This window comes from Phenylobacterium sp. (assembly GCF_035475775.1).
GTDB lineage: Bacteria > Pseudomonadota > Alphaproteobacteria > Caulobacterales > Caulobacteraceae > Phenylobacterium.
The window spans coordinates 34,811-52,260 of record NZ_DATIMC010000008.1; the positions used below are offsets into that span (position 1 = coordinate 34,811).

The 17,450-nt window shown below is 71.4% G+C and carries 17 protein-coding genes and 1 tRNA gene; 11 read left to right on the top strand and 7 right to left on the bottom strand.

The features are described 5' to 3' along the window. The first annotated feature begins 18 nt into the window (after positions 1-18). The gene (gene polA / locus VLI41_RS01220) at positions 19-2,898 is read left to right on the top strand and encodes a DNA polymerase I (protein ID WP_325266230.1); all 2,880 of its coding nucleotides are present in this window, start codon (positions 19-21) and stop codon (positions 2,896-2,898) included. A 147-nt stretch (positions 2,899-3,045) separates the two neighbouring features. Here the strand turns inward: polA and VLI41_RS01225 are convergent, their stop codons facing one another. The 3 genes from VLI41_RS01225 to VLI41_RS01235 all read right to left on the bottom strand — a co-directional run bounded on the left by VLI41_RS01225 (position 3,046) and on the right by VLI41_RS01235 (position 4,531). Then, the gene (locus tag VLI41_RS01225; protein WP_325266231.1) at positions 3,046-3,777 is read right to left on the bottom strand and encodes a hemerythrin domain-containing protein; all 732 of its coding nucleotides are present in this window, start codon (positions 3,775-3,777) and stop codon (positions 3,046-3,048) included. 123 nt (positions 3,778-3,900) lie between these two features. Further along, positions 3,901-4,311 carry a large-conductance mechanosensitive channel protein MscL gene (mscL, locus tag VLI41_RS01230; protein WP_325266232.1) on the bottom strand — a complete coding sequence of 137 codons (411 nt, stop codon included), beginning with the start codon at positions 4,309-4,311 and terminating at the stop codon, positions 3,901-3,903. A 144-nt stretch (positions 4,312-4,455) separates the two neighbouring features. Continuing rightward, a tRNA-Ala gene (locus tag VLI41_RS01235) sits at positions 4,456-4,531 on the bottom strand. Positions 4,532-4,657: 126 nt separating this feature from the next. Here VLI41_RS01235 and VLI41_RS01240 point away from each other — a divergent pair. Further along, positions 4,658-4,963, top strand: coding sequence for a YggT family protein (locus VLI41_RS01240; protein WP_325266233.1), 306 nt, complete (start codon positions 4,658-4,660; stop codon positions 4,961-4,963). A gap of 9 nt (positions 4,964-4,972) precedes the next feature. Here VLI41_RS01240 and VLI41_RS01245 read toward each other — a convergent pair whose 3' ends face one another. Then, the gene (locus VLI41_RS01245; protein WP_325266234.1) at positions 4,973-6,190 is read right to left on the bottom strand and encodes an ammonium transporter; all 1,218 of its coding nucleotides are present in this window, start codon (positions 6,188-6,190) and stop codon (positions 4,973-4,975) included. A 370-nt stretch (positions 6,191-6,560) separates the two neighbouring features. Between VLI41_RS01245 and VLI41_RS01250 the strand changes: the two genes are divergently transcribed. Together VLI41_RS01250 and VLI41_RS01255 are read left to right on the top strand one after the other, a co-directional pair. After that, positions 6,561-7,142: a BON domain-containing protein gene (locus VLI41_RS01250; RefSeq protein ID WP_325266235.1), complete on the top strand. Its 582-nt coding sequence runs from the start codon at positions 6,561-6,563 to the stop codon at positions 7,140-7,142. Positions 7,143-7,332: 190 nt separating this feature from the next. Continuing rightward, positions 7,333-8,076, top strand: a complete 744-nt coding sequence (locus VLI41_RS01255) for a Sir2 family NAD-dependent protein deacetylase (RefSeq protein WP_325266236.1) — start codon at positions 7,333-7,335, stop codon at positions 8,074-8,076. Here the strand turns inward: VLI41_RS01255 and VLI41_RS01260 are convergent, their stop codons facing one another. Together VLI41_RS01260 and VLI41_RS01265 are read right to left on the bottom strand one after the other, a co-directional pair. After that, on the bottom strand, positions 8,077-8,589 hold the full coding sequence (locus tag VLI41_RS01260; protein WP_325266237.1) for a hypothetical protein: 513 nt from the start codon (positions 8,587-8,589) through the stop codon (positions 8,077-8,079). It lies immediately after the preceding gene. 95 nt (positions 8,590-8,684) lie between these two features. Next, positions 8,685-8,999: a hypothetical protein gene (locus VLI41_RS01265; protein ID WP_325266238.1), complete on the bottom strand. Its 315-nt coding sequence runs from the start codon at positions 8,997-8,999 to the stop codon at positions 8,685-8,687. 156 nt (positions 9,000-9,155) lie between these two features. On the opposite strand from VLI41_RS01265, the gene VLI41_RS01270 reads away from it, so the two are divergent. Beyond that, on the top strand, positions 9,156-9,629 hold the full coding sequence (locus tag VLI41_RS01270; RefSeq protein ID WP_325266239.1) for an OmpA family protein: 474 nt from the start codon (positions 9,156-9,158) through the stop codon (positions 9,627-9,629). Positions 9,630-9,664: 35 nt separating this feature from the next. On the opposite strand, the gene VLI41_RS01275 is transcribed toward VLI41_RS01270, so the two are convergent. Further along, positions 9,665-11,119: an NAD-dependent succinate-semialdehyde dehydrogenase gene (locus VLI41_RS01275; protein WP_325266240.1), complete on the bottom strand. Its 1,455-nt coding sequence runs from the start codon at positions 11,117-11,119 to the stop codon at positions 9,665-9,667. Positions 11,120-11,255: 136 nt separating this feature from the next. Here VLI41_RS01275 and VLI41_RS01280 point away from each other — a divergent pair, with 136 nt between their 5' ends. The 6 genes from VLI41_RS01280 to VLI41_RS01305 all read left to right on the top strand — a co-directional run bounded on the left by VLI41_RS01280 (position 11,256) and on the right by VLI41_RS01305 (position 17,295). Further along, a complete protein-coding gene (locus VLI41_RS01280; protein WP_325266241.1) occupies positions 11,256-11,939 on the top strand; it encodes a tyrosine-protein phosphatase in 684 nt (227 codons plus the stop codon). 67 nt (positions 11,940-12,006) lie between these two features. Further along, positions 12,007-12,738, top strand: a complete 732-nt coding sequence (locus VLI41_RS01285; protein WP_414692514.1) for a response regulator — start codon at positions 12,007-12,009, stop codon at positions 12,736-12,738. Continuing rightward, complete coding sequence (locus VLI41_RS01290; RefSeq protein WP_325266243.1) at positions 12,735-14,183, top strand: sensor histidine kinase; 1,449 nt, start codon at positions 12,735-12,737, stop codon at positions 14,181-14,183. The genes VLI41_RS01285 and VLI41_RS01290 overlap by 4 nt, the downstream gene beginning before the upstream one ends. Positions 14,184-14,236: 53 nt before the next feature. Then, the gene (locus VLI41_RS01295) at positions 14,237-14,986 is read left to right on the top strand and encodes an ABC transporter ATP-binding protein (protein WP_325266244.1); all 750 of its coding nucleotides are present in this window, start codon (positions 14,237-14,239) and stop codon (positions 14,984-14,986) included. Continuing rightward, on the top strand, positions 14,983-16,494 hold the full coding sequence (locus tag VLI41_RS01300; protein ID WP_325266245.1) for a hypothetical protein: 1,512 nt from the start codon (positions 14,983-14,985) through the stop codon (positions 16,492-16,494). Before VLI41_RS01295 ends, VLI41_RS01300 begins: the two co-directional genes overlap by 4 nt. Before the next feature lie 120 nt (positions 16,495-16,614). After that, positions 16,615-17,295: a DUF433 domain-containing protein gene (locus tag VLI41_RS01305; protein WP_325266246.1), complete on the top strand. Its 681-nt coding sequence runs from the start codon at positions 16,615-16,617 to the stop codon at positions 17,293-17,295. Positions 17,296-17,450 lie beyond the last annotated feature (155 nt).

A 17,450-nucleotide genomic window follows, 5' to 3' on the forward strand; every position in this document is an offset into this window, starting at 1 on the left:
AACGCCTATCTTGCCCGGATGAGCGACACCCTCGAAGCCGCCCCCGAGACGCCGCCCGAAACCCTGGGCGAGATCCCGCGCGAGCCGACGCAGGACGGGCCGCGCGTGCGGCTCTACCTGGTGGACGGCTCGGGCTTCATCTTCCGGGCCTTCCATGCCCTGCCGCCGCTCACCCGCAAGTCGGACGGCCTGCCGGTAGGCGCGGTCTCGGGCTTCTGCAACATGCTCTGGAAGCTCCTGGTCGACATGAAGGCCGAGGCCGAGGCGCCGACCCACTTGGCGGTGGTGTTCGACCATTCCGAGCGGACCTTCCGCAATGAGCTCTACGCCGCCTACAAGGCCCACCGGCCGCCGCCGCCGGAGGACCTGGTCCCGCAGTTCCCGCTGGTGCGCGAGGCGACGCGCGCGTTCGGCGTGCCCTGCCTGGAGCTGCCCGGCTACGAGGCCGACGACCTCATCGCCGCCTACGCCTGCAAGGTCCGCGACCTCGGCGGCGAGGTGGTGATCGTCTCCTCCGACAAGGACCTGATGCAGCTCGTGGGCCCGAAGGTCTCGATGCTCGACACCATGAAGAACCTGCGCATCGGCCATGACCAGGTGGTCGAGAAGTTCGGCGTTCCGCCCGAGAAGGTCGTCGATGTGCAGGCGCTGTGCGGCGATTCGGTGGACAACGTGCCGGGCGCCCCGGGCATCGGCGTCAAGACCGCCTCGGCGCTGATCCTCGAATACGGCGACCTCGACACGCTGTTGTCCCGCGCCCACGAGATCAAGCAGGAGAAGCGCCGCCAGACGCTGATCGACTTCGCCGACCAGATCCGGCTATCGCGCGAGCTGGTGAAGCTGGACTGCGACACGCCGCTGCCCTCACCGATCGACGAGCTGGCGGTGCGCGATCCCGAGAGCGAGGCGCTGGCCCAGTTCCTGGAGAAGATGGAGTTCCGCACCATCGCCCGCCGGGTGGAGGCGCACCTGCGCGGCGAGGCGCCGGCCGCCACGCCCGCCCCGGAGGTCAAGCCGCCCGAGCCGCCGAAGCATGCGCCGATCGACATCGAGGCCTACCAGTGCGTGCGCGACCTCGCGACCCTGGAGGCCTGGATCGCCCGCGCCCACGAGGCGGGCCGCATCGCCTTCGACACCGAGACCGACGCTCTGTCCTCGTCCAGCGCCAGGCTCTGCGGCGTGTCGCTGGCCATCGCCCCGGGCGAAGCCTGCTACATTCCCGTGGGCCACGAGCACGCCGGCGGCGAGGGACTGGAGTTCGAGACCCGGGAGGACCTGGCGCAGATCCCCTGCGAGGAGGTGCTCGCCAGGCTGAAGCCGCTGCTGGAGGATCCCTCGGTCCTGAAGGTGGCGCAGAACGGCAAGTACGACCTGGCCGTCTTGTCCCGCTACGGGATCGAGGTCGCGCCGATCGACGACACCATGCTGATCAGCTTCGTGCTGGAGGGCGGCCTGCACAAGAGCCACGGCATGGACGAGCTCTCCAAGCGCCTGCTGGACCACGAGCCGATCAGCTTCAAGACCGTGGCCGGCGCCGGCAAGGCCCAGAAGAGCTTCAAGCACGTGGCCCTCTCCGAGGCGACCTGCTACGCCGCCGAGGACGCGGACGTGACGCTCAGGCTCTACGAGCACCTGCGGCCGAGGCTCTCCCGCGAGGGCCTGCTCACCGTCTACGAGACGCTCGAGCGGCCGATGCCCAAGGTGCTGGTGGAGATGGAGCTGGCCGGCGTCAAGGTCGATCCGGACCGGCTGCGCGAGCTCTCCAACGACTTCTCGGTGCGCATGGCCGAGCTCGAGGCGAAGGCGCACGAGCTGGCCGGCCGGCCCTTCAACCTGGGCTCGCCCAAGCAGATCGGCGAGGTGCTGTTCAAGGAGATGGGGCTGGGCTCCGGCCGGTTCACGGCCACCGGACAGCTCTCCACCGACGCCTCGTTGCTGGAGGACCTGGCTCTCCAGGGCCACGAGCTGCCGCGCACGCTGCTGGACTGGCGCCAGCTCTCCAAGCTGAAGGGCACCTACACGGACAACCTGGTGGCCGCGATCGATCCTGCGACCGGGCGGGTGCACACCTCGTTCTCGCTGGCGGCGGCGACCACCGGGCGGCTCGCCTCGTCGGATCCGAACCTGCAGAACATCCCGATCCGCACCGAAGAGGGCCGCAAGATCCGCCGCTGCTTCATCGCCGAGCCCGGCAACGTGCTGATCAGCGCCGACTACTCGCAGATCGAGCTTCGCCTGCTGGCCCACATCGGCGACATCGCCCAGCTCAAGGCGGCGTTCGCCGAGGGCCTGGACATCCACGCCTCCACCGCCTCGGAGATGTTCGGCGTGCCGGTCGAGGGGATGCCCGCCGAGACGCGGCGCCGGGCCAAGGCGATCAACTTCGGCATCGTCTACGGCATCTCGGCCTTCGGGCTCTCCAACCAGCTCGGCATCCCCAGGGAGGAGGCCGGCGCCTACATCAAGACCTACTTCGAGCGATTCCCCGGTATCCGCACCTACATGGACCGGCAGATGCAGCAGGTGCGCAGCCAGGCGTTCGTGACCACCATCTTCGGCCGCAAGGTCCACATCCCGGCGGCGCGCGGCAAGAGCCAGGCCGAGCGCAGCTTCGCCGACCGGGCGGCGATCAACGCCCCGATCCAGGGCGCCGCGGCCGACATCATGCGCCGCGCCATGATCCGCATGCCGGGCGCGCTGACGGCGGCGGGGCTGAGCGCCAGGATGCTGCTGCAGGTGCACGACGAACTGGTGTTCGAGGCGCCCGAGTCCGAGGCCGAGGCGGTGATCGCGGTGGCCAAGCAGGTGATGGCCCGCGCCGCCGAGCCGGCAGCTTCCATCTCCGTGCCGCTGGTAGTCGAGGCCCGCGCCGCGACGAACTGGGACGACGCGCACTGAATCTTGCGGGCGCATCGTCGCGCTCCGCGCTCCCGACCCGACGCGCGCTGATCCCCTCCCCCGCTCATTCCCGCGAAAGCGGGAATCCAAGCCGCGTTCGCAGCCGAAATTCAGCTTAGGTCCCCGCCTGCGCGGGGACGAGCGGGTTCAGGTAGGGGGAGGCGAAGGGGCGGTGTAGCGGGCGAGGTCGGAGAGGCCGAGGCGCTGCTCGATGCCGGCCACCTGCTCCAGCGCCAGGTCGAAGCCGTCGCCCTTGAAGGTCTGGTGCTCGATGTCCTCGAACTTGTCGGACCAGGCGTCGAGCTCCTTGGCGTTGAGCGTCGCCCGCCAGGCCTGGAACACCTCCGTGTCCTCGATGGCGGCGTGGATCTCGTACATCCGCGCGAAGCTCTCCAGGGCCTGGGCCAGGGGCTCGGCCTGGCCGGTGCGCACGCCGCCCGACTTCGCGAGCCCGGTGAGGTAGTCGTTGATCTCGCGCCCTCGCCGGTGCTGGGCGATCAGGGTGTCGATCAGGCTCGCCGCGCGGCCGCCGGCCTTCTTCACCATCGGGAAGATGTGCGCCTCCTCGAGCGCCTTCTCGTGGTAGTCCTCGCCGAAGCTGCGGAACAGGTCGGCGGCCTGGCCAAGCGCGGCGATATCGAGGGTGGCGGCCGAGGCGCGGATCACGCCGGCGGTTTCGCGATAGACCACCAGCAGCCGGCGCAGCACGCCATGCTCGCGCATCAGGTCATCGACCGCCGAGACGTCCGCCTGGCCCGGCTTGTCCGCGTCGGAGGCGGGCCTGGCGCAACCGGGCAGGCTGAGGACCGCGCCCGCGGTCAGCAGGCCCGCCGCCGCGAAGGCGGCGCGGCGGGACGGATCGGCGCGCTCCAGGGCCATGGCGAAGGCTCCTCATCCGATGGATCGCGCGCGGACCTTAAGCGCGAAGCCGGCGGCCTGTCTCGCGCGGTTCGGTTTCGCTTCGGTTTCAACCCGGAGAAACATCCCGGGCGGCAACGGCCCTCAGGGTTTCCGCAGCGCGTCGCGGATGTCCTCCAGCAGGGCCTCGGTCTTGGTGGGCGCGGGCGGCGAGGCCGCCGGGGCCTGCGCCTCCTGCCGACGCAGGGTGTTGATCGCCCTGACGATGAGGAAGATGACCAGGGCGATGATCGCGAACTGGATGACCGTGTTCAGGAACGCGCCGTACTGGATCGCCACCTCGGCCTGCTTGGCGGCCGCGTCCGCCGGCTTGAGCACGAGCTTCATCTGCGAGAAGTCGATGCCGCCGGTCGCCAGGCCGATGGGCGGCATGATCACCTGGTCGACCAGGCTGGTCACGATCTTGCCGAACGCCCCGCCGATGATCACCCCCACCGCCAGGTCGATGACGTTGCCGCGCGCGATGAACTCCTTGAACTCGCTTCCGAAGGACATTCTGCCGTTCCTCCCTCCGATGATGGACAGCCGGCTACGGCCCGGCTCGGCGACTTGAACCCTTCGGCGTTCAAATGCCAATGCGCAGCGGGCCGGCGGTCGCGGCGCTCGCGTAGCGCGCGCGGGTCTCGGTCAAGGAGGATCTGGTGGAGCCGAGGGGGGTCGAACCCCTGACCTCTACATTGCGAACGTAGCGCTCTACCAACTGAGCTACGGCCCCACGGAAGGCGCGGAATAAGGCGACTGGGCGGGCGGCTGTCAAGCGCCGCAGGCGCGCGGCGGCGGGCCGCAGGGGCGGCTTGCGGCCGCTTTGCCGTCGCGCCAAACCCGGATAGAAGCGGCGCTGATGGGCAGCTTCCTCTATTTCATCATCGACGCGCTCCTGGGCCTCCTGATCTGGGCGATCATCATCAGCGCGATCATCTCCTGGCTGGTCGCCTTCGACGTGATCAACCTCAGGAACCGCATCGTCTATTCGATCGCGCACTTTCTCGACGCGGTGACCCGGCCGGTGCTCAGGCCCTTCCAGCGCTTCATCCCGCCACTGGGCGGCGTGGACATCACCCCGATCCTGGCGATCCTCATCCTGCAGGGTTTGCGGATCTACATCCTGCCGATGATCTTCGGGCCGATCCAGGCCGCGATCGGCTGAGCCCGCGCCCTACGGGTTCCACGCCCGCTCGCCGTGGGCGGCGAGGTCGAGGCCTTCCTCGATGACCTCGTCGCGGGCCCTGAGGCCCACCGTCTTCTCGCAGATGAAGGCCAGCACGAAGGTGCCGATCGCCGACCAGGCGACCGTCGCGGCGACGCCCAGCGCCTGGGTGGCGGCCTGGCCGGCCATGGTCACGCCCGGCGCATAGCCCGCCCCGCCGAATTGCTTCGCGGCGAGCACGGCCACCAGCATCACGCCCAGGATGCCGCCCACGCCGTGCACGGCGAAGACGTCCAGCGCGTCGTCGATCTTCACCCTGTGGCGCACGAACTCGACGGCGTTGTAGCAGATGAGGCTCGCGGCGGCGCCGATCCCGGCCCCGGCGATCGGGCCCACGAAGCCGGAGGCCGGTGTGACGGTGGCGAGGCCGGCGACCACGCCGGTCACCATGCCCACCATGCTGGCGCGCTTGAAGCGGATCCATTCGATCAGCGCCCAGACCAGGCCGGCGCTGGCCGCCGACAGGTGCGTGGCGATCAGGGCGGCCGCCGCATCGCCGTTGGCGGCCAGCGCCGAGCCCGCGTTGAAGCCGTACCAGCCGACCCAGAGCATGCCCGCCCCGATCATGGTGAAGCCCGGGTTGTGGGGCGGCGACAGATCCCGCGGATAGCCGTCGCGCGGGCCCAGCCGCCAGGCCAGCACGATCGCCGAGGTCCCGGCGGTGGCGTGCACCACGAGGCCGCCGGCGAAGTCCATGACGTGGCGGCCCATCAGCCAGCCGCCGCCCCAGACCCAGTGGGCGACCGGCGCATAGACGACGAGCAGCCACAGGCCCGAGAACAGCAGCACGGCGGCGAAGCGGATGCGCTCGACGAAGGCGCCCACGATCAGCGCCGGGGTGATCACCGCGAAGGTCATCTGGAAGGCGAAGAACAAGGTCTCCGGCAGGCTGCCCGTGACGCTGTCGCGGCCGACGCCGATGAGCCCGAACTTGGCCAGATCGCCGATCAGCGGCCCCGTCCCGGAGAAGGCCAGGCTGTAGCCGCCGAACAGCCACAGCACCGAGGCGAGGCAGGCGATCGCCACGCAGTGCATCATGACCGAAAGCACGTTCTTCATCCGCACCAGCCCGGCGTAGAACAGCGCCAGGCCGGGCAGCGTCATGAACAGCACGAGCGCGGTGGCCGACAGCACCCAGGCGGTGTCCGCCGCATCGATCCTGCCCACGATTGCGCCCCCAATTGCCCCCGGGCGCCGCGATTCCAGGCGCCGCTTGCGAGGCGAATACCGGCAAAGCTTCTCTCGGCAAAGCCTGAAAAACAGGCGCCCGCGGGGCCGATCGTCTCAGGCGGCCCGTTTCGCGAACGGCGATATTTCCGCCGCCAGGCCGGAACCTATCATTTGACAGAAGGTTGTGGCGTCGGTCTCTCAACGACTTGCCTGTCGGATACGAGCGGCCACGGTCGACCCGGCCTGACAACCCTGGCATCCCCCCCGACCAAGCCGGGTCGACCGCACTCTCCCTCCCCAACCCTGGAACGGCCCCTTCGCTGGCCGGTTTTGCACCGTGAAGCCGTCCTCGAATGGGAGAACCGCCATGGCCGATCCGCGCTATCCGCAAGATCCCGGGCGCCTGGGATATCCGCAGCCCGGCTATGGACGCGGCTATGGCCGCGACTTCGGAGGCGGCGGGCGCGACCAGGGCTTCGACGGCAGCTGGGGCCAGGGCTATGGCGCGAGTCATGCGCCCTCCGACTACCGGGCCTGGATGGACCCTCGCGCCGAGGCGCAGGGGCCGCAGGCCGGGCCGCACGCCGGCAAGGGTCCTAAGGGCTGGACGCGCTCGGACGCCCGCCTGAAGGAGCAGGTGAGCGAGGCCCTGATGCAGGATCGCCTGCTCGACGCGCGCGGCGTCGAGGTCGAGGTCGAAGGCGGCGTGGTCACCCTGAACGGGAGCGTCGCCGCGCCCTCGGGGGTCCGGCTCGCCGAAACCATCGTGCGCCGCTGCGGGGGCGTGAAGGCCGTCACCAACAATCTCGCCGTCCAGGCGCCCGCGACGCCGGACGAGCGCGCGCCGCTGGGCGTCGAGACCGGGGCGAACTCGCCGCTCGAGGAAGGTCAGCACGACGCGGGCGGCCGCGAGGAGGGGCCGCGCCACTTCCCGAAACTGGCGATGTGACCCGGGCTGGCAGGAGGAAACCCGCGGAACATGCAGAAGGCCGGCCGCGGCCGGCCACGCGGAATGCCGCGGGCGACGACCTCATCCCCGAAAGCGCCGACTTCTGCGCGGCGCGCATGCGCGCTTTTCCGCGTTTTCCGCGGTCCGATCCCGCTCGGCCTGGGCTCCCGCCTTCGTATAGACTGGGCGCATGTCGCGATCCGATCTCGCCCGCATGATCGCCGAGGCGCGGCGGCTGGTGGTGTTCACCGGCGCCGGCATCTCCACCGAATCCGGCATCCCGGACTTCCGCTCGCCGGGCGGCGTCTGGAGCCGGATGAAGCCGATCTACTTCCAGGACTTCGTCGCCGACCCCGACCGCCGGCGCGAGGCGTGGGAGCGGGCGTTCACCGGCCGCGCCGGCTGGACCGGGCGCGCGCCCAACGCCGGCCATCACGCGGTGGCGCGGCTGGTCGCCGAAGGCGCGTGCGCGGCGGTCATCACCCAGAACGTCGACAACCTGCACCAGGACTCCTTCGTTCCGGCCGACAAGGTGATCGAGCTGCACGGCAATGCGAGCTATGCGGCCTGCCTCGACTGCGGCGAGCGGCATGAACTCGCGGAGCTGAAGGAGGGCTTCCTCAAGGCCGGCGAGATCCCCTACTGCCGCGCCTGCGGCGGGCTGGTGAAGACCGCCACCATCTCGTTCGGCCAGCCGATGCCGGCCGAGCCGATGGCCCGCGCCGAGGCCGAGACGCTGGCCTGCGACCTGTTCCTGGTGCTGGGCTCATCGCTGGTGGTCTATCCGGCGGCGGGCTTCCCGCTGCTCGCCAAGCGCAACGGGGCGAGGCTGGCGATCGTCAACCGCGAGCCCACTGACCTCGACGGCTTCGCCGACCTCGTGCTGCACGACGAGATCGGGGCGGTGATGAGCGAGGTCGCGCCGGCGAACTGATCAGCGCGCGGCGTCGTTGTCGCCCTCCGCGCGCTTCTCGGCGGTGTCGCGGCCGATGATCTTCGAGAACATGCTGTCCTCGTCGTAGAGCAGGGCGAGGTCGCGCGCCTCGAGCTCCTGGAAGAACTCGTCCCAGGTGATCTCCTGCAGCGCCTCGTGCTCGGAGTTGGGCGCATCCGGGAACATGATCCGGATGATGCCGACATCGCCGCCCTTGTGGGTGCGCTTGACCGCCGCCGGCACGCCGCCGTGCGCCTCGGCCCAGGAGCGGATCTCGCCGGGGTCGGTCGTCGCCCGGGCGCTGCGGCTCATCTGGACCGAGAGCCCGTCGCCCTTGGGCTTGACGGGCTTGGAGCGCGCGCCGGCGCCGGACTCGGCGCGCCCGGACCTGGCGGCGCCATCCATGCCGTGGCGCTCCATGTAGGGGTGGGTATGGTGGTGGATCTGGCCCTTCGCGTCGCGGTACTCGCGGGCCTGGAGGTCGTCCTTCTCGCCTTCTCTGCCTTGCGGCATGGCTGTCTCCTCTGATGCGTGACGTGTCGTGTGAGAGGCAAACGGCGGGGCTTCGCCGGCGGTTTCAGCGCGGCCGTGGCCGGACGCTGCCGAGCTCAGTGGGCGACGCCGAGCTTGCGAGCCTCGTTCTCGAAGTCTCCGGCGATGTCGTTGATCGTGGGCAGGCCCAGCGACCTCAGCTCCGCATGCACCTTCTTCGCCGGCTCGGAGTCGAGGTCGCGCTTGAAATTGACGTAGACCTCCTGCGCCGAGCCATAGTGTTCGAAGCGGTCGATCTCCTCGCGGGTGCGTTTCTTGACGTCGCTGAGCTTTCGCTTCTCCGTCTCCGAGCGGCCGTCGTCGCGGGCGCGCAGCACCGGCTCGAAGGCGCGCGACTTCAGGTAGCTGACCAGATGCTCCTTGGCGTCCATGGAATGCGTCCTCGGCCCCGCCAGCGTCCCGGCGGGAAAGTCGGGAGGCGCGGCGCGGGTTCCGACCCTCCCGGCCGCCGATCGCCCGCCTTGCGCGTTGACACCGGCGCAAGCCCGCGGTTTGCCTTCGCCGCCCCGCAACCCCTGGCCTGAGCCATGCCCCGCTTCGCGTCTCACCTGAACCTCCTCCTGCCGCTCGCCGCGCTGTCGCTGGCCGGCTGCATCACCCACAGCGTGCAGCCCACGCCCAGCAAGGCGATCCTGGAAGCGCGCGCCCATCGCGCGGCCAACCAGCAGGCCAAGGCCTGCCCTGACGTCGCCTCGCCGACGAGCGTCGACTTCGGCTTCAACGAGGGTGCGCTGACCGAGCTCGACGCCCCGGCGCTGCAGACCATCGCCGCCGCGCTCGCCTGCCATCCGGGGGTGAGCGCGATCGTCGTGGGCCAGGCGGACGGCCATGGCGCCGCCGCCGAACAGGCGAAGCTCGCCGGCCAGCGCGCCGAGGCGGTGCTGGCCGACCTGCAGCGCCGCGGCGTCGCGGCGGCACGCCTGAAGAGCCAGGTGCAGGGGACCGCGCCGGCCGGCGACGCCGAACACCTGGTGATCCTGGCCGAAGGGCGGCGGTGGTGACGCTCTAGGGTCCTGGCGCGCCCGGGAGAGGAGGCTCAGGACTGGACCAGCACGGTCTTGACGTTCACGAACTCGTGGATTCCGAACTCCGAGCATTCGCGCCCGTAGCCCGAGTCCTTGACCCCGCCGAACGGCAGTCGGGGGTCGGAGCGGACATTGGCGTTGACGAAGCTCAGCCCCGCTTCGAGCTCGTCGCGGGCGATGCGCTCGCCGCGCGCCAGGTCGGCGGTGATCACGCCGGAGCCGAGGCCGAAGGGGGACCCGTTGGCGATGCGGATCGCGTCGGCCTCGTCCCTGGCCTCGATGACCGCGGCAACCGGCCCGAACACCTCCTCGTCATAGGCCGGCATGCCGGGACGCACCTCGCCGAGCACAGTCGGCGGATACCAGGCGCCCGGCCGGTCCGGGACCTCGCCGCCGGTCAGCACCCGCGCGCCGGCCGCAACGCTCCGCGTGACCTGGTCGTGCACGTCGTCGCGCGCCTTGAGCGACTGCATCGGGCCGAGCCGGGTCGCGGGATCGCGCGGATCGCCCATGGCGAAAGCCTGCATCTTTTCGACGAGGGCGCGCTCGAACGCCTCGCGGATCTCGCGGACCACCACGAAGCGCTTGCCGGCGATGCAGCTCTGGCCGCCGTTGACCACGCGCGCCGCCGCGGCGATCTCCGCGGCCCTGCCGACATCCACATCGCCCAGGATCACATAGGCGTCCGAGCCGCCGAGCTCGAGCACCGATTTCTTCAGGACCCCGCCGGCCGCGCGGGCGACCTGGCGGCCGGCCTCGACGCTGCCGGTGAGCGTGACGGCGGCGACGTCCGGGTGCTCGATCAGCGCCTCGGTCTCGCGGCCGGGGATCAGCACGGCGCGGAACAGGTCCTCGGGGAAGCCCGCCTCGCGGAACACGCTCTCGATGGCGAGCGCGCAGCCGGGCACGTTGGACGCGTGCTTGAGGACCGCGGCGTCTCCGGCCATCAGGGTCGGCGCGGCGAAGCGGAAGACCTGCCAGAAGGGGAAGTTCCACGGCATCACCGCCAGCACCACGCCCAGCGGATTGAAGGTGACGAAAGCCCTGGAGGAATCTGGCGGCCCGCCCATGTCGACCGGCCGGTCCGCCAGAAACGCCGGCGCGTGGTCGGCGAAGTAGTCGCAGTTCGTCGCGCACTTCTCGATCTCGGCGAGGCCCTCGGTCACCGTCTTGCCCATCTCGGCGGTCATCAGTTCGGCGAACTCGGCTTTGCGGCGGCGCAGGACCTCGGCCGCGGCGCGCATCGCCGTCGCCCGCTCGGCGTAGCCGGTCCGCCGCCAGGCCGGCCAGGCGGCGCGCACGCGGCCCAGGATGGCGACGGCGTCCTCGCGGCTGTGGCCCTCGTAGCTCCTGCCCGTGCGACCGGTGGCCGGATCGACGGTCTCGATGCGGGGCCGCTGCGAGGGTGCGGCCGCGGGCTCGCGGGCCTGCGAGGTGTCGCGTTCCGTGCGGATGCGTTCGTCCATGGCGCGCCTCTTCGGAAAAATACCCCGGTCCCGACGCTCGAACCCTCCCGCACCGGGCCGGTTCCGGCAGTCTAGCGCACGGACCGCGACGGCGGCGCAGCTTCCGGACGGCCGCGCAAGCGCCTAGTTAGGGGCCATGACCGCCGCGCCCGACCGGCCCCGCTTCGACATGGCCAAGCCGGCCGGCCGGCTGAGAGCCTGGCTCGACTACCTGTGGAACGATCACGCCTACCTGAGGCTGGGGTTCTCGAACGCCCACTGGATCTCCGAGGAGCTGGTGCGCGCCAACCAGCCCTGGCCGCACCAGCTGGCCGGGTGGAAGGCGAAGGGGATCCGGACGGTCATCAACCTGCGCGGCGGCCAGGACGGCAGCTTCTACGCCCTGGAGCAGGAGGCCTGCGCGCGGCTGGGCCTGAGGCTCGAGACCTTCCGCGTGGGCTCGCGCGAGGTCCCCACCCGCGAGACGGTGCTGGGCGCCAAGCGGCTGTTCGCGCGCATCGAGTACCCGGCGCTGATGCACTGCAAGTCGGGCGCGGACCGGGCCGGGATGATGAGCGTGCTCTACATGCACTTCCGGCAGGGCAAATCCATCCGCGAAGCCATGGACCAGCTCGGGCTCAAGTACCTGCACGTGCGCCACGGCAAGACCGGGGTGCTGGACTACACCTTCGAGCGCTATCTCGCGGAGGCCGAGCCCGCGGGCCAGACGTTCCTGCAGTGGGTGAAGAGTCCCGCCTACGACCCCGCCGGCCTGAAGGCGCAGTTCCGCGCCGGCGCCTTGGGAACGCTGGTCACGGAGCGGCTGCTGCGGCGCGAATGAGCCGGCGCGGCCGTGGATTGTTTCGGCCACGACGTCGGCGCGCCATAATCAGCCTCGAATGAGAGACATGGCCCTGTCCCAGAGCGTGCTGCCCGCCCGGCAGATCCTGGTCGTCGACGACGACACGGAGCTGCGCCATCAGATGGCCGCCTACCTGCGCGAGCACGGCTATCTGGTGCAGGAAGCCGCCGACGGCGCGGCCATGGAGCGCGCGCTCGCCCAGACCCCCGTGGACCTGGTGGTGCTCGACGTCATGCTGCCGGGCGAGGACGGCCTCTCGATCTGCCGGCGGCTCGCCGACGAGGGCGGGCCCGCCATCGTCATGGTCTCGGCCATGGGCGAGGAGGTCGACCGCATCCTGGGCCTCGAGCTCGGGGCCGACGACTATCTCGCCAAGCCGTGCAATCCGCGCGAGCTGCTGGCCCGGGTGCGCGCCGTCATCCGGCGGCTGGACGAGGTGCGCGGCGGCGGCGCGCCGCGCGGCCGGACCTACCAGTTCCAGGGCTTCGTGCTCGACATGCTGCGCCGGCAGCTGCGCGCGCCCAACGGCACGACCATCCTGCTCACCGCGGGCGAGTTCTCGCTGCTGGTCGCCTTCCTCGACCATCCGCAGCGGATCCTGTCGCGCGACCAGCTGCTCGAGCTCGCCCGCGGCAGCCAGGCCGACGTGTTCGACCGCGCCGTCGACGTGCAGATCAGCCGCCTGCGCCGCAAGCTGCACGCCTGCGTCGAGACCGAGATCATCCGCACCTATCGCGGCGCGGGCTACCTGTTCGACGCGCGGGTGACGCGCCCGTGACGCCGCGGCGGCGTTGGCCCGGGCCGCACGCCCCGATCGGCCTGCAGCTCGTCGGCCTGCTGCTCGTCAGCCTCCTGGCCGCCCAGGCAATCGGCATGGCCGCGATCCTGCTGATGCCGCCGCCGCGGCCCGCGGTCTACCACCTGAGCGAGGTGGCCCAGGCGCTGCGCGGCGGGCCGCTCAGGACCCGCTTCGGCCGGCCGCTGATCCGCACCGTCGCGAACGATCTGCCCACCGAGCTGAAGGTGCAACCCGCGAACCGCGAGCGGCCCCGCGCGGCGCTGGCCGCGGCGCTCGGCGCGCCCGAGGCGCGCGTCCGCTACCTGCAGCAGCCCACCACCGAGTGGCGGCTGTTCCGCGGACTGGGCGGCCACCGCCGCGCGCCGCCGGCGATGCGCGGCCCGGCGTCCCTGGCTGCGGCCGGGGCGCTCCCCGCGACCGGCGAGACGTCCGGCGCGCCGGCGCGAGGATGGCGGCCGCGTTACGGTCCCGGCAGCGCGCTGGACCTGCCGATCATCGGCGAGTTCACCGCCGCCCTCGCCACGTCCGACAATCGCTGGGTGGTGGTCCGCAACGCCCCCGACCCTTTCCCCAGCGAATGGCAGCTGCGCGCGGTGTTGTGGCTGCTGGCCGGATTCCTGGTGGTGGCGCCCGCGGGCTACCTGTTCGCGCGACGGATCACCGCACCGCTGAAGCGCTTCGTGGAAGCCGCCGAGCAGCTCGGGCGCGATCCGCACGCGCCGCAGATGATCCTGACCGGGCCGGCCGAGGTGGGCGCCGCCGCCCACGCCTTCAACGAGATGCAGGCGAGGCTGCGCCGCTACATCGGCGACCGCACGGCGATGGTCGGCGCGATCTCGCACGACCTGCGCACCCCGCTCGCCCGCATCCGCTTCAAGATGGAGCGCGCCCCGCCGAAGCTGAAGGAGGCCGTGCTCGCCGACGTGGCGCAGATGGAGCAGATGATCGGCGGCGTCTTGGCCTTCATCCGCGACGAGGGCCAGCCGAAGCGGCGCGAGCGGCTGGACCTGCTCTCGGTCCTGGAGTGCGTGGCCGACGACGCGGCCATGCTGGGCGGCGACGTCGAGATCGTGGAAGGCGCGCCGGTCACCGTCGACGGCGACGCGGTGGCCCTGCAGCGGCTGTTCGGCAACCTGGTGGACAATGCGGTGAAGTACGGCGGCGAAGCGCGCATCCGGCTGCGCCACGAGGGCGAGGCCGCAGTGGTGGAGATCGCCGACCGCGGGCCCGGCCTGGCGCGCGAGGACCTGGAGCGGGCGTTCCAGCCCTTTTATCGCGCCGACGCCTCGCGCAACCTGGACAAGGGCGGCGTGGGGCTTGGCCTGCCCATCGCCCGCTCCGCCGCCCGCGCCCACGGCGGCGACGTGCAGCTGGAGCCTGCGGCCGAGGGCCTGAGGGCCGTGGTCACCCTGCCGGCGCTGTAGGACAGCCGCCGCGCCGCCCTTGCGCCGGCGGCCGGCTCCGCGACAATGGGGCGATGTCGGGTTCGGGGCTCACCACGGTCGGACTGTCGAAGGCGTTCGGGCCGACCGCGGCGCTGGCCGAGCTGTCGTTCCACGTTCGGCCGGGCGAGCTCTATGCCCTGCTGGGCGCGAACGGCGCGGGCAAGACCACGGCGCTGCGCATCATCGCGGGCCTGCTGGCGCCCGATGCGGGCTCCGTCGAGATCTTCGGCGTCGATGCGCTGGCCGAGCCGGCGCGCGCCAAGCAGCTCACCGCCTGGGTTCCCGACGAGCCGATGCTCTACGAGCGGCTGACGCCCTGGGAACACCTGGAGTTCATCGCCGGGCTCTGGAACCTCGACCCGGCCGAGGCGCAGCCGCGCGCCGAGGCGCTGCTGCGCCGCCTGGGCCTGTGGGAGGTGCGCAGCCAGCGCTGCGGATCCTTCTCGCGCGGCATGATGCAGAAGACCGCGCTGGCGGGCGCGCTGCTGCACGCGCCCCGGCTGCTGCTGCTCGACGAGCCGCTCACCGGCCTGGACGCGCGGATGGCCCGCGAGGTGAAGGACATGCTGCGCGAGCTGGTGGCGGCCGGCGCGAGCCTGGTGCTCACCACCCACATCCTGGAGGTCGCCGAGCGGATGGCCGACCGGATCGGCATCCTGCACCGCGGACGCCTCATGGCGGAAGGCTCGATGGAGGAGCTGCGGCGCCGCACCCAGGGCGCGGGCACCCTGGAGGAGGTGTTCCTCGAGCTCACCGTCCAGCCGGCGGCGGCCGGGCCTTGAGGCTTCCCGCCGGCTCGACCGTGTGGCTGCTGGCCCACGACCTGCGGCTCGACTGGCGACGCCGCACGGCTGTGGCCGGCGCGCGGCGCTGGATGGCGCTCGTCATCACGCTGGGCGCGCCGCTGTTCCTGGCCGGCGTCGTCGGCGTTCCCCTGGGCCTGGCGCTGAACCGGTTCGGCGCGCCCACCAGCTGGGCGGCCTCGCTGATCGCCGCGGGGGTGCTGGCCAGCGCCTTCACCTTCATGCTCTCCCAGGCCCTGGCCGAGGTGGTCGACGCCCTCTACGAGCGCGGCGACCTGGACCTGATGTTCTCCTCGCCCATTCCGCCGCGCCGGGTGATCACCGTGCGGGCGATCGGCATCGCCTTCGCGGCCTTTTCGGTGTTCGGCTTCTTCGCGCTCGGCCCGCTCGTCGCCCTCGCCCTGATGGGCCAGCCGCGGTGGCTCGCGATCCTGCCGGTGCTCTACGCCTGCGCGCTGGCCGCGACCGGGGCGGCGCTGGCGCTGGGCGCGCTGCTCATCGGCCTGGTGGGGCCAAAGCGCACCCGCTTCATCGGCCGCGCGCTCTCGGTGGCGTTCGGATCGGCCTTCTTCCTGGGGACGCAGGTCTTCGCGCTGATGAGCGGGCAGATCTCCCGCGAACCCGCGGTGGTCCGGCTGAGCCGGCTCATGGCGGGCTGGGCGCCGCCCTCCACCGGGATCGTGCTGCGCGCCTTCAAGGGCGAGCCGCGCGCCTTGCTGCTGCTGATCGGGGCCCTGCTCGCGGTCTTCGCGCTCGCCACCGCCTGGTTCGGGCCGAGGTTCGCCGCCTTCCACGCCGCGGCCAAGAGCGCGCCGGCGGCGGGCGGCGGGCGCGCCGCCCGGGCGCGGCCGTTCCGGCGCGGGCTCACCGCCGCGGTGCTGGCCAAGGAGCTGCGGCTGGTGCTGCGCGATCCCATGCTGCTGCCGCAGGTGCTGCTGCGGGTGGTCTATCTCGTGCCCGCCGGCCTGCTCGCGGTGCGCTACGGCCGCCAGATGAACTTCACCGCGCTGTCCGGCGCGGTGCTGGCCATGACCCTGATGGCCAACCAGCTGGCCGGCAGCCTGGCCTGGATGACCATTTCGGCGGAGGACGCGCCCGACCTGCTGGCGAGCTCGCCGGCGCCGCGGGCGAGGCTGCAGCGGGTGAAGCTGCTGGCGGCGGTGGGCACGGTCATGGCCTTCGTCGCGCTCGCCGCCATCCCGCTCGCCGTCGTCGCGCCCTATCAGGGCGCGGTGGTGCTCGCCGGCTGCGGCGGGGCGGCCGTTTCGGCGGGCCTGGTGAACCTCTGGTGGCAGCGGCCCGGCAAGCGCTCCGCGTTCCGCGAGCGGGCGCCCGCGCCGTGGTTCGTGACGCTGGCCGAGCTGGTGCTGGGCCTGCTGATCGCGCTCGCCGCCGGCCTCGCCTCCGCCCGCCACCTCGCCGCCCTCGCCCCCGCCGCCGCCGCCCTCCTGGTGCTGCTGGCGCTGCGGATGCCCGCGCGGCCTTGAGGGTAACCCGGCCGAATGGGACGCCGTGACGGCCCTTCAGCGCGTCGCCGAAGACCGCGCCACGGGTGTTACACCCGCCATCGGGAATGATTATTCTTCTTCTATGGGAGAATGATTTTAATGCCTGACACCGCTCATCTCTACACGACCGCCCAGGCAGGCGCCGCCAGCGGGCTGAATCCGAAGGCCGTTCAGAACGCGATCGACAAGCGGATCGTCGAGCCTGTAGCCGCACCGAGGCCGGCTGGGGTTCGCGACGCCGGGGGCGCAAGGCGCGCCGGGCCCCGAATGTTGACCGGCGAGGACCTCGTTCGGCTGCGGGTCTGGAGCGGCGTGGGCGGAATTCCGGCCGAGCGCCGTCAGGCCATCTTCCGGGCCATGCTCGCCAATCCCAAGGCGAGGACGGTTCATGCCGATGAGCTCCTGATCGTCGATGTCAGCGCGGCGCGCCGGCAAGTGGCGGAGAACCTCAGGATTCTCGGCGCCGCCGAGCGGGCCATTCACCGTGACAAGGCGATTCTTGGCGGCGAGCCGGTATTCAAGGGCACCCGAATTCCGGCCTACGGGATCGCCGCCATGCTGGATGCCGGCACGCCCGTGGCGGAGATCTTGGCAGGTTATCCAAAGCTCGATGAACGTCTGCTGCAACTCGCCAAATTGTGGGTGATCGCGCATCCGCGACGCGGCCGGCCGAAGTCGCTGCGCCAGATGGGACTGAAGGCGAAGAGCACAAGGAAGGTGGCGCTTCGCGGCGATCCGCTGCCGGACAGGACGCGGTCGAGGAGTTCGGACGCGCGGTGAAATTTCTCATCGACGAGTGCCTGCACACCTCCTTGGTGGAGGTGGCGATCGAGTTCGGGCACCCTCCTCTGCGGCGCAGATTTAGTGCCTTAACGCCGTGACCTGGCGAATCGGTCCTTATGAGATGCTTCTAGCTGCGCATAACAGGGGGGCAG

Bases quoted from the DNA above. Each gene is read 5' to 3' on its own strand.
- VLI41_RS01275 (WP_325266240.1), bottom strand. From the start codon at position 11,119: ATGGACGAACGCATCCGCACGGAACGCGACACCTCGCAGGCCCGCGAG.
- VLI41_RS01250 (WP_325266235.1), top strand. From the start codon at position 6,561: ATGGCCGATCCGCGCTATCCGCAAGATCCCGGGCGCCTGGGATATCCG.
- VLI41_RS01295 (WP_325266244.1), top strand. From the start codon at position 14,237: ATGTCGGGTTCGGGGCTCACCACGGTCGGACTGTCGAAGGCGTTCGGG.
- VLI41_RS01305 (WP_325266246.1), top strand. From the start codon at position 16,615: ATGCCTGACACCGCTCATCTCTACACGACCGCCCAGGCAGGCGCCGCC.
- VLI41_RS01270 (WP_325266239.1), top strand. From the start codon at position 9,156: ATGCCCCGCTTCGCGTCTCACCTGAACCTCCTCCTGCCGCTCGCCGCG.
- VLI41_RS01240 (WP_325266233.1), top strand. From the start codon at position 4,658: ATGGGCAGCTTCCTCTATTTCATCATCGACGCGCTCCTGGGCCTCCTG.
- VLI41_RS01265 (WP_325266238.1), bottom strand. From the start codon at position 8,999: ATGGACGCCAAGGAGCATCTGGTCAGCTACCTGAAGTCGCGCGCCTTC.
- VLI41_RS01225 (WP_325266231.1), bottom strand. From the start codon at position 3,777: ATGGCCCTGGAGCGCGCCGATCCGTCCCGCCGCGCCGCCTTCGCGGCG.
- VLI41_RS01255 (WP_325266236.1), top strand. From the start codon at position 7,333: ATGTCGCGATCCGATCTCGCCCGCATGATCGCCGAGGCGCGGCGGCTG.
- VLI41_RS01280 (WP_325266241.1), top strand. From the start codon at position 11,256: ATGACCGCCGCGCCCGACCGGCCCCGCTTCGACATGGCCAAGCCGGCC.
- polA (WP_325266230.1), top strand. From the start codon at position 19: ATGAGCGACACCCTCGAAGCCGCCCCCGAGACGCCGCCCGAAACCCTG.
- VLI41_RS01260 (WP_325266237.1), bottom strand. From the start codon at position 8,589: ATGCCGCAAGGCAGAGAAGGCGAGAAGGACGACCTCCAGGCCCGCGAG.
- mscL (WP_325266232.1), bottom strand. From the start codon at position 4,311: ATGTCCTTCGGAAGCGAGTTCAAGGAGTTCATCGCGCGCGGCAACGTC.
- VLI41_RS01285 (WP_414692514.1), top strand. From the start codon at position 12,007: ATGGCCCTGTCCCAGAGCGTGCTGCCCGCCCGGCAGATCCTGGTCGTC.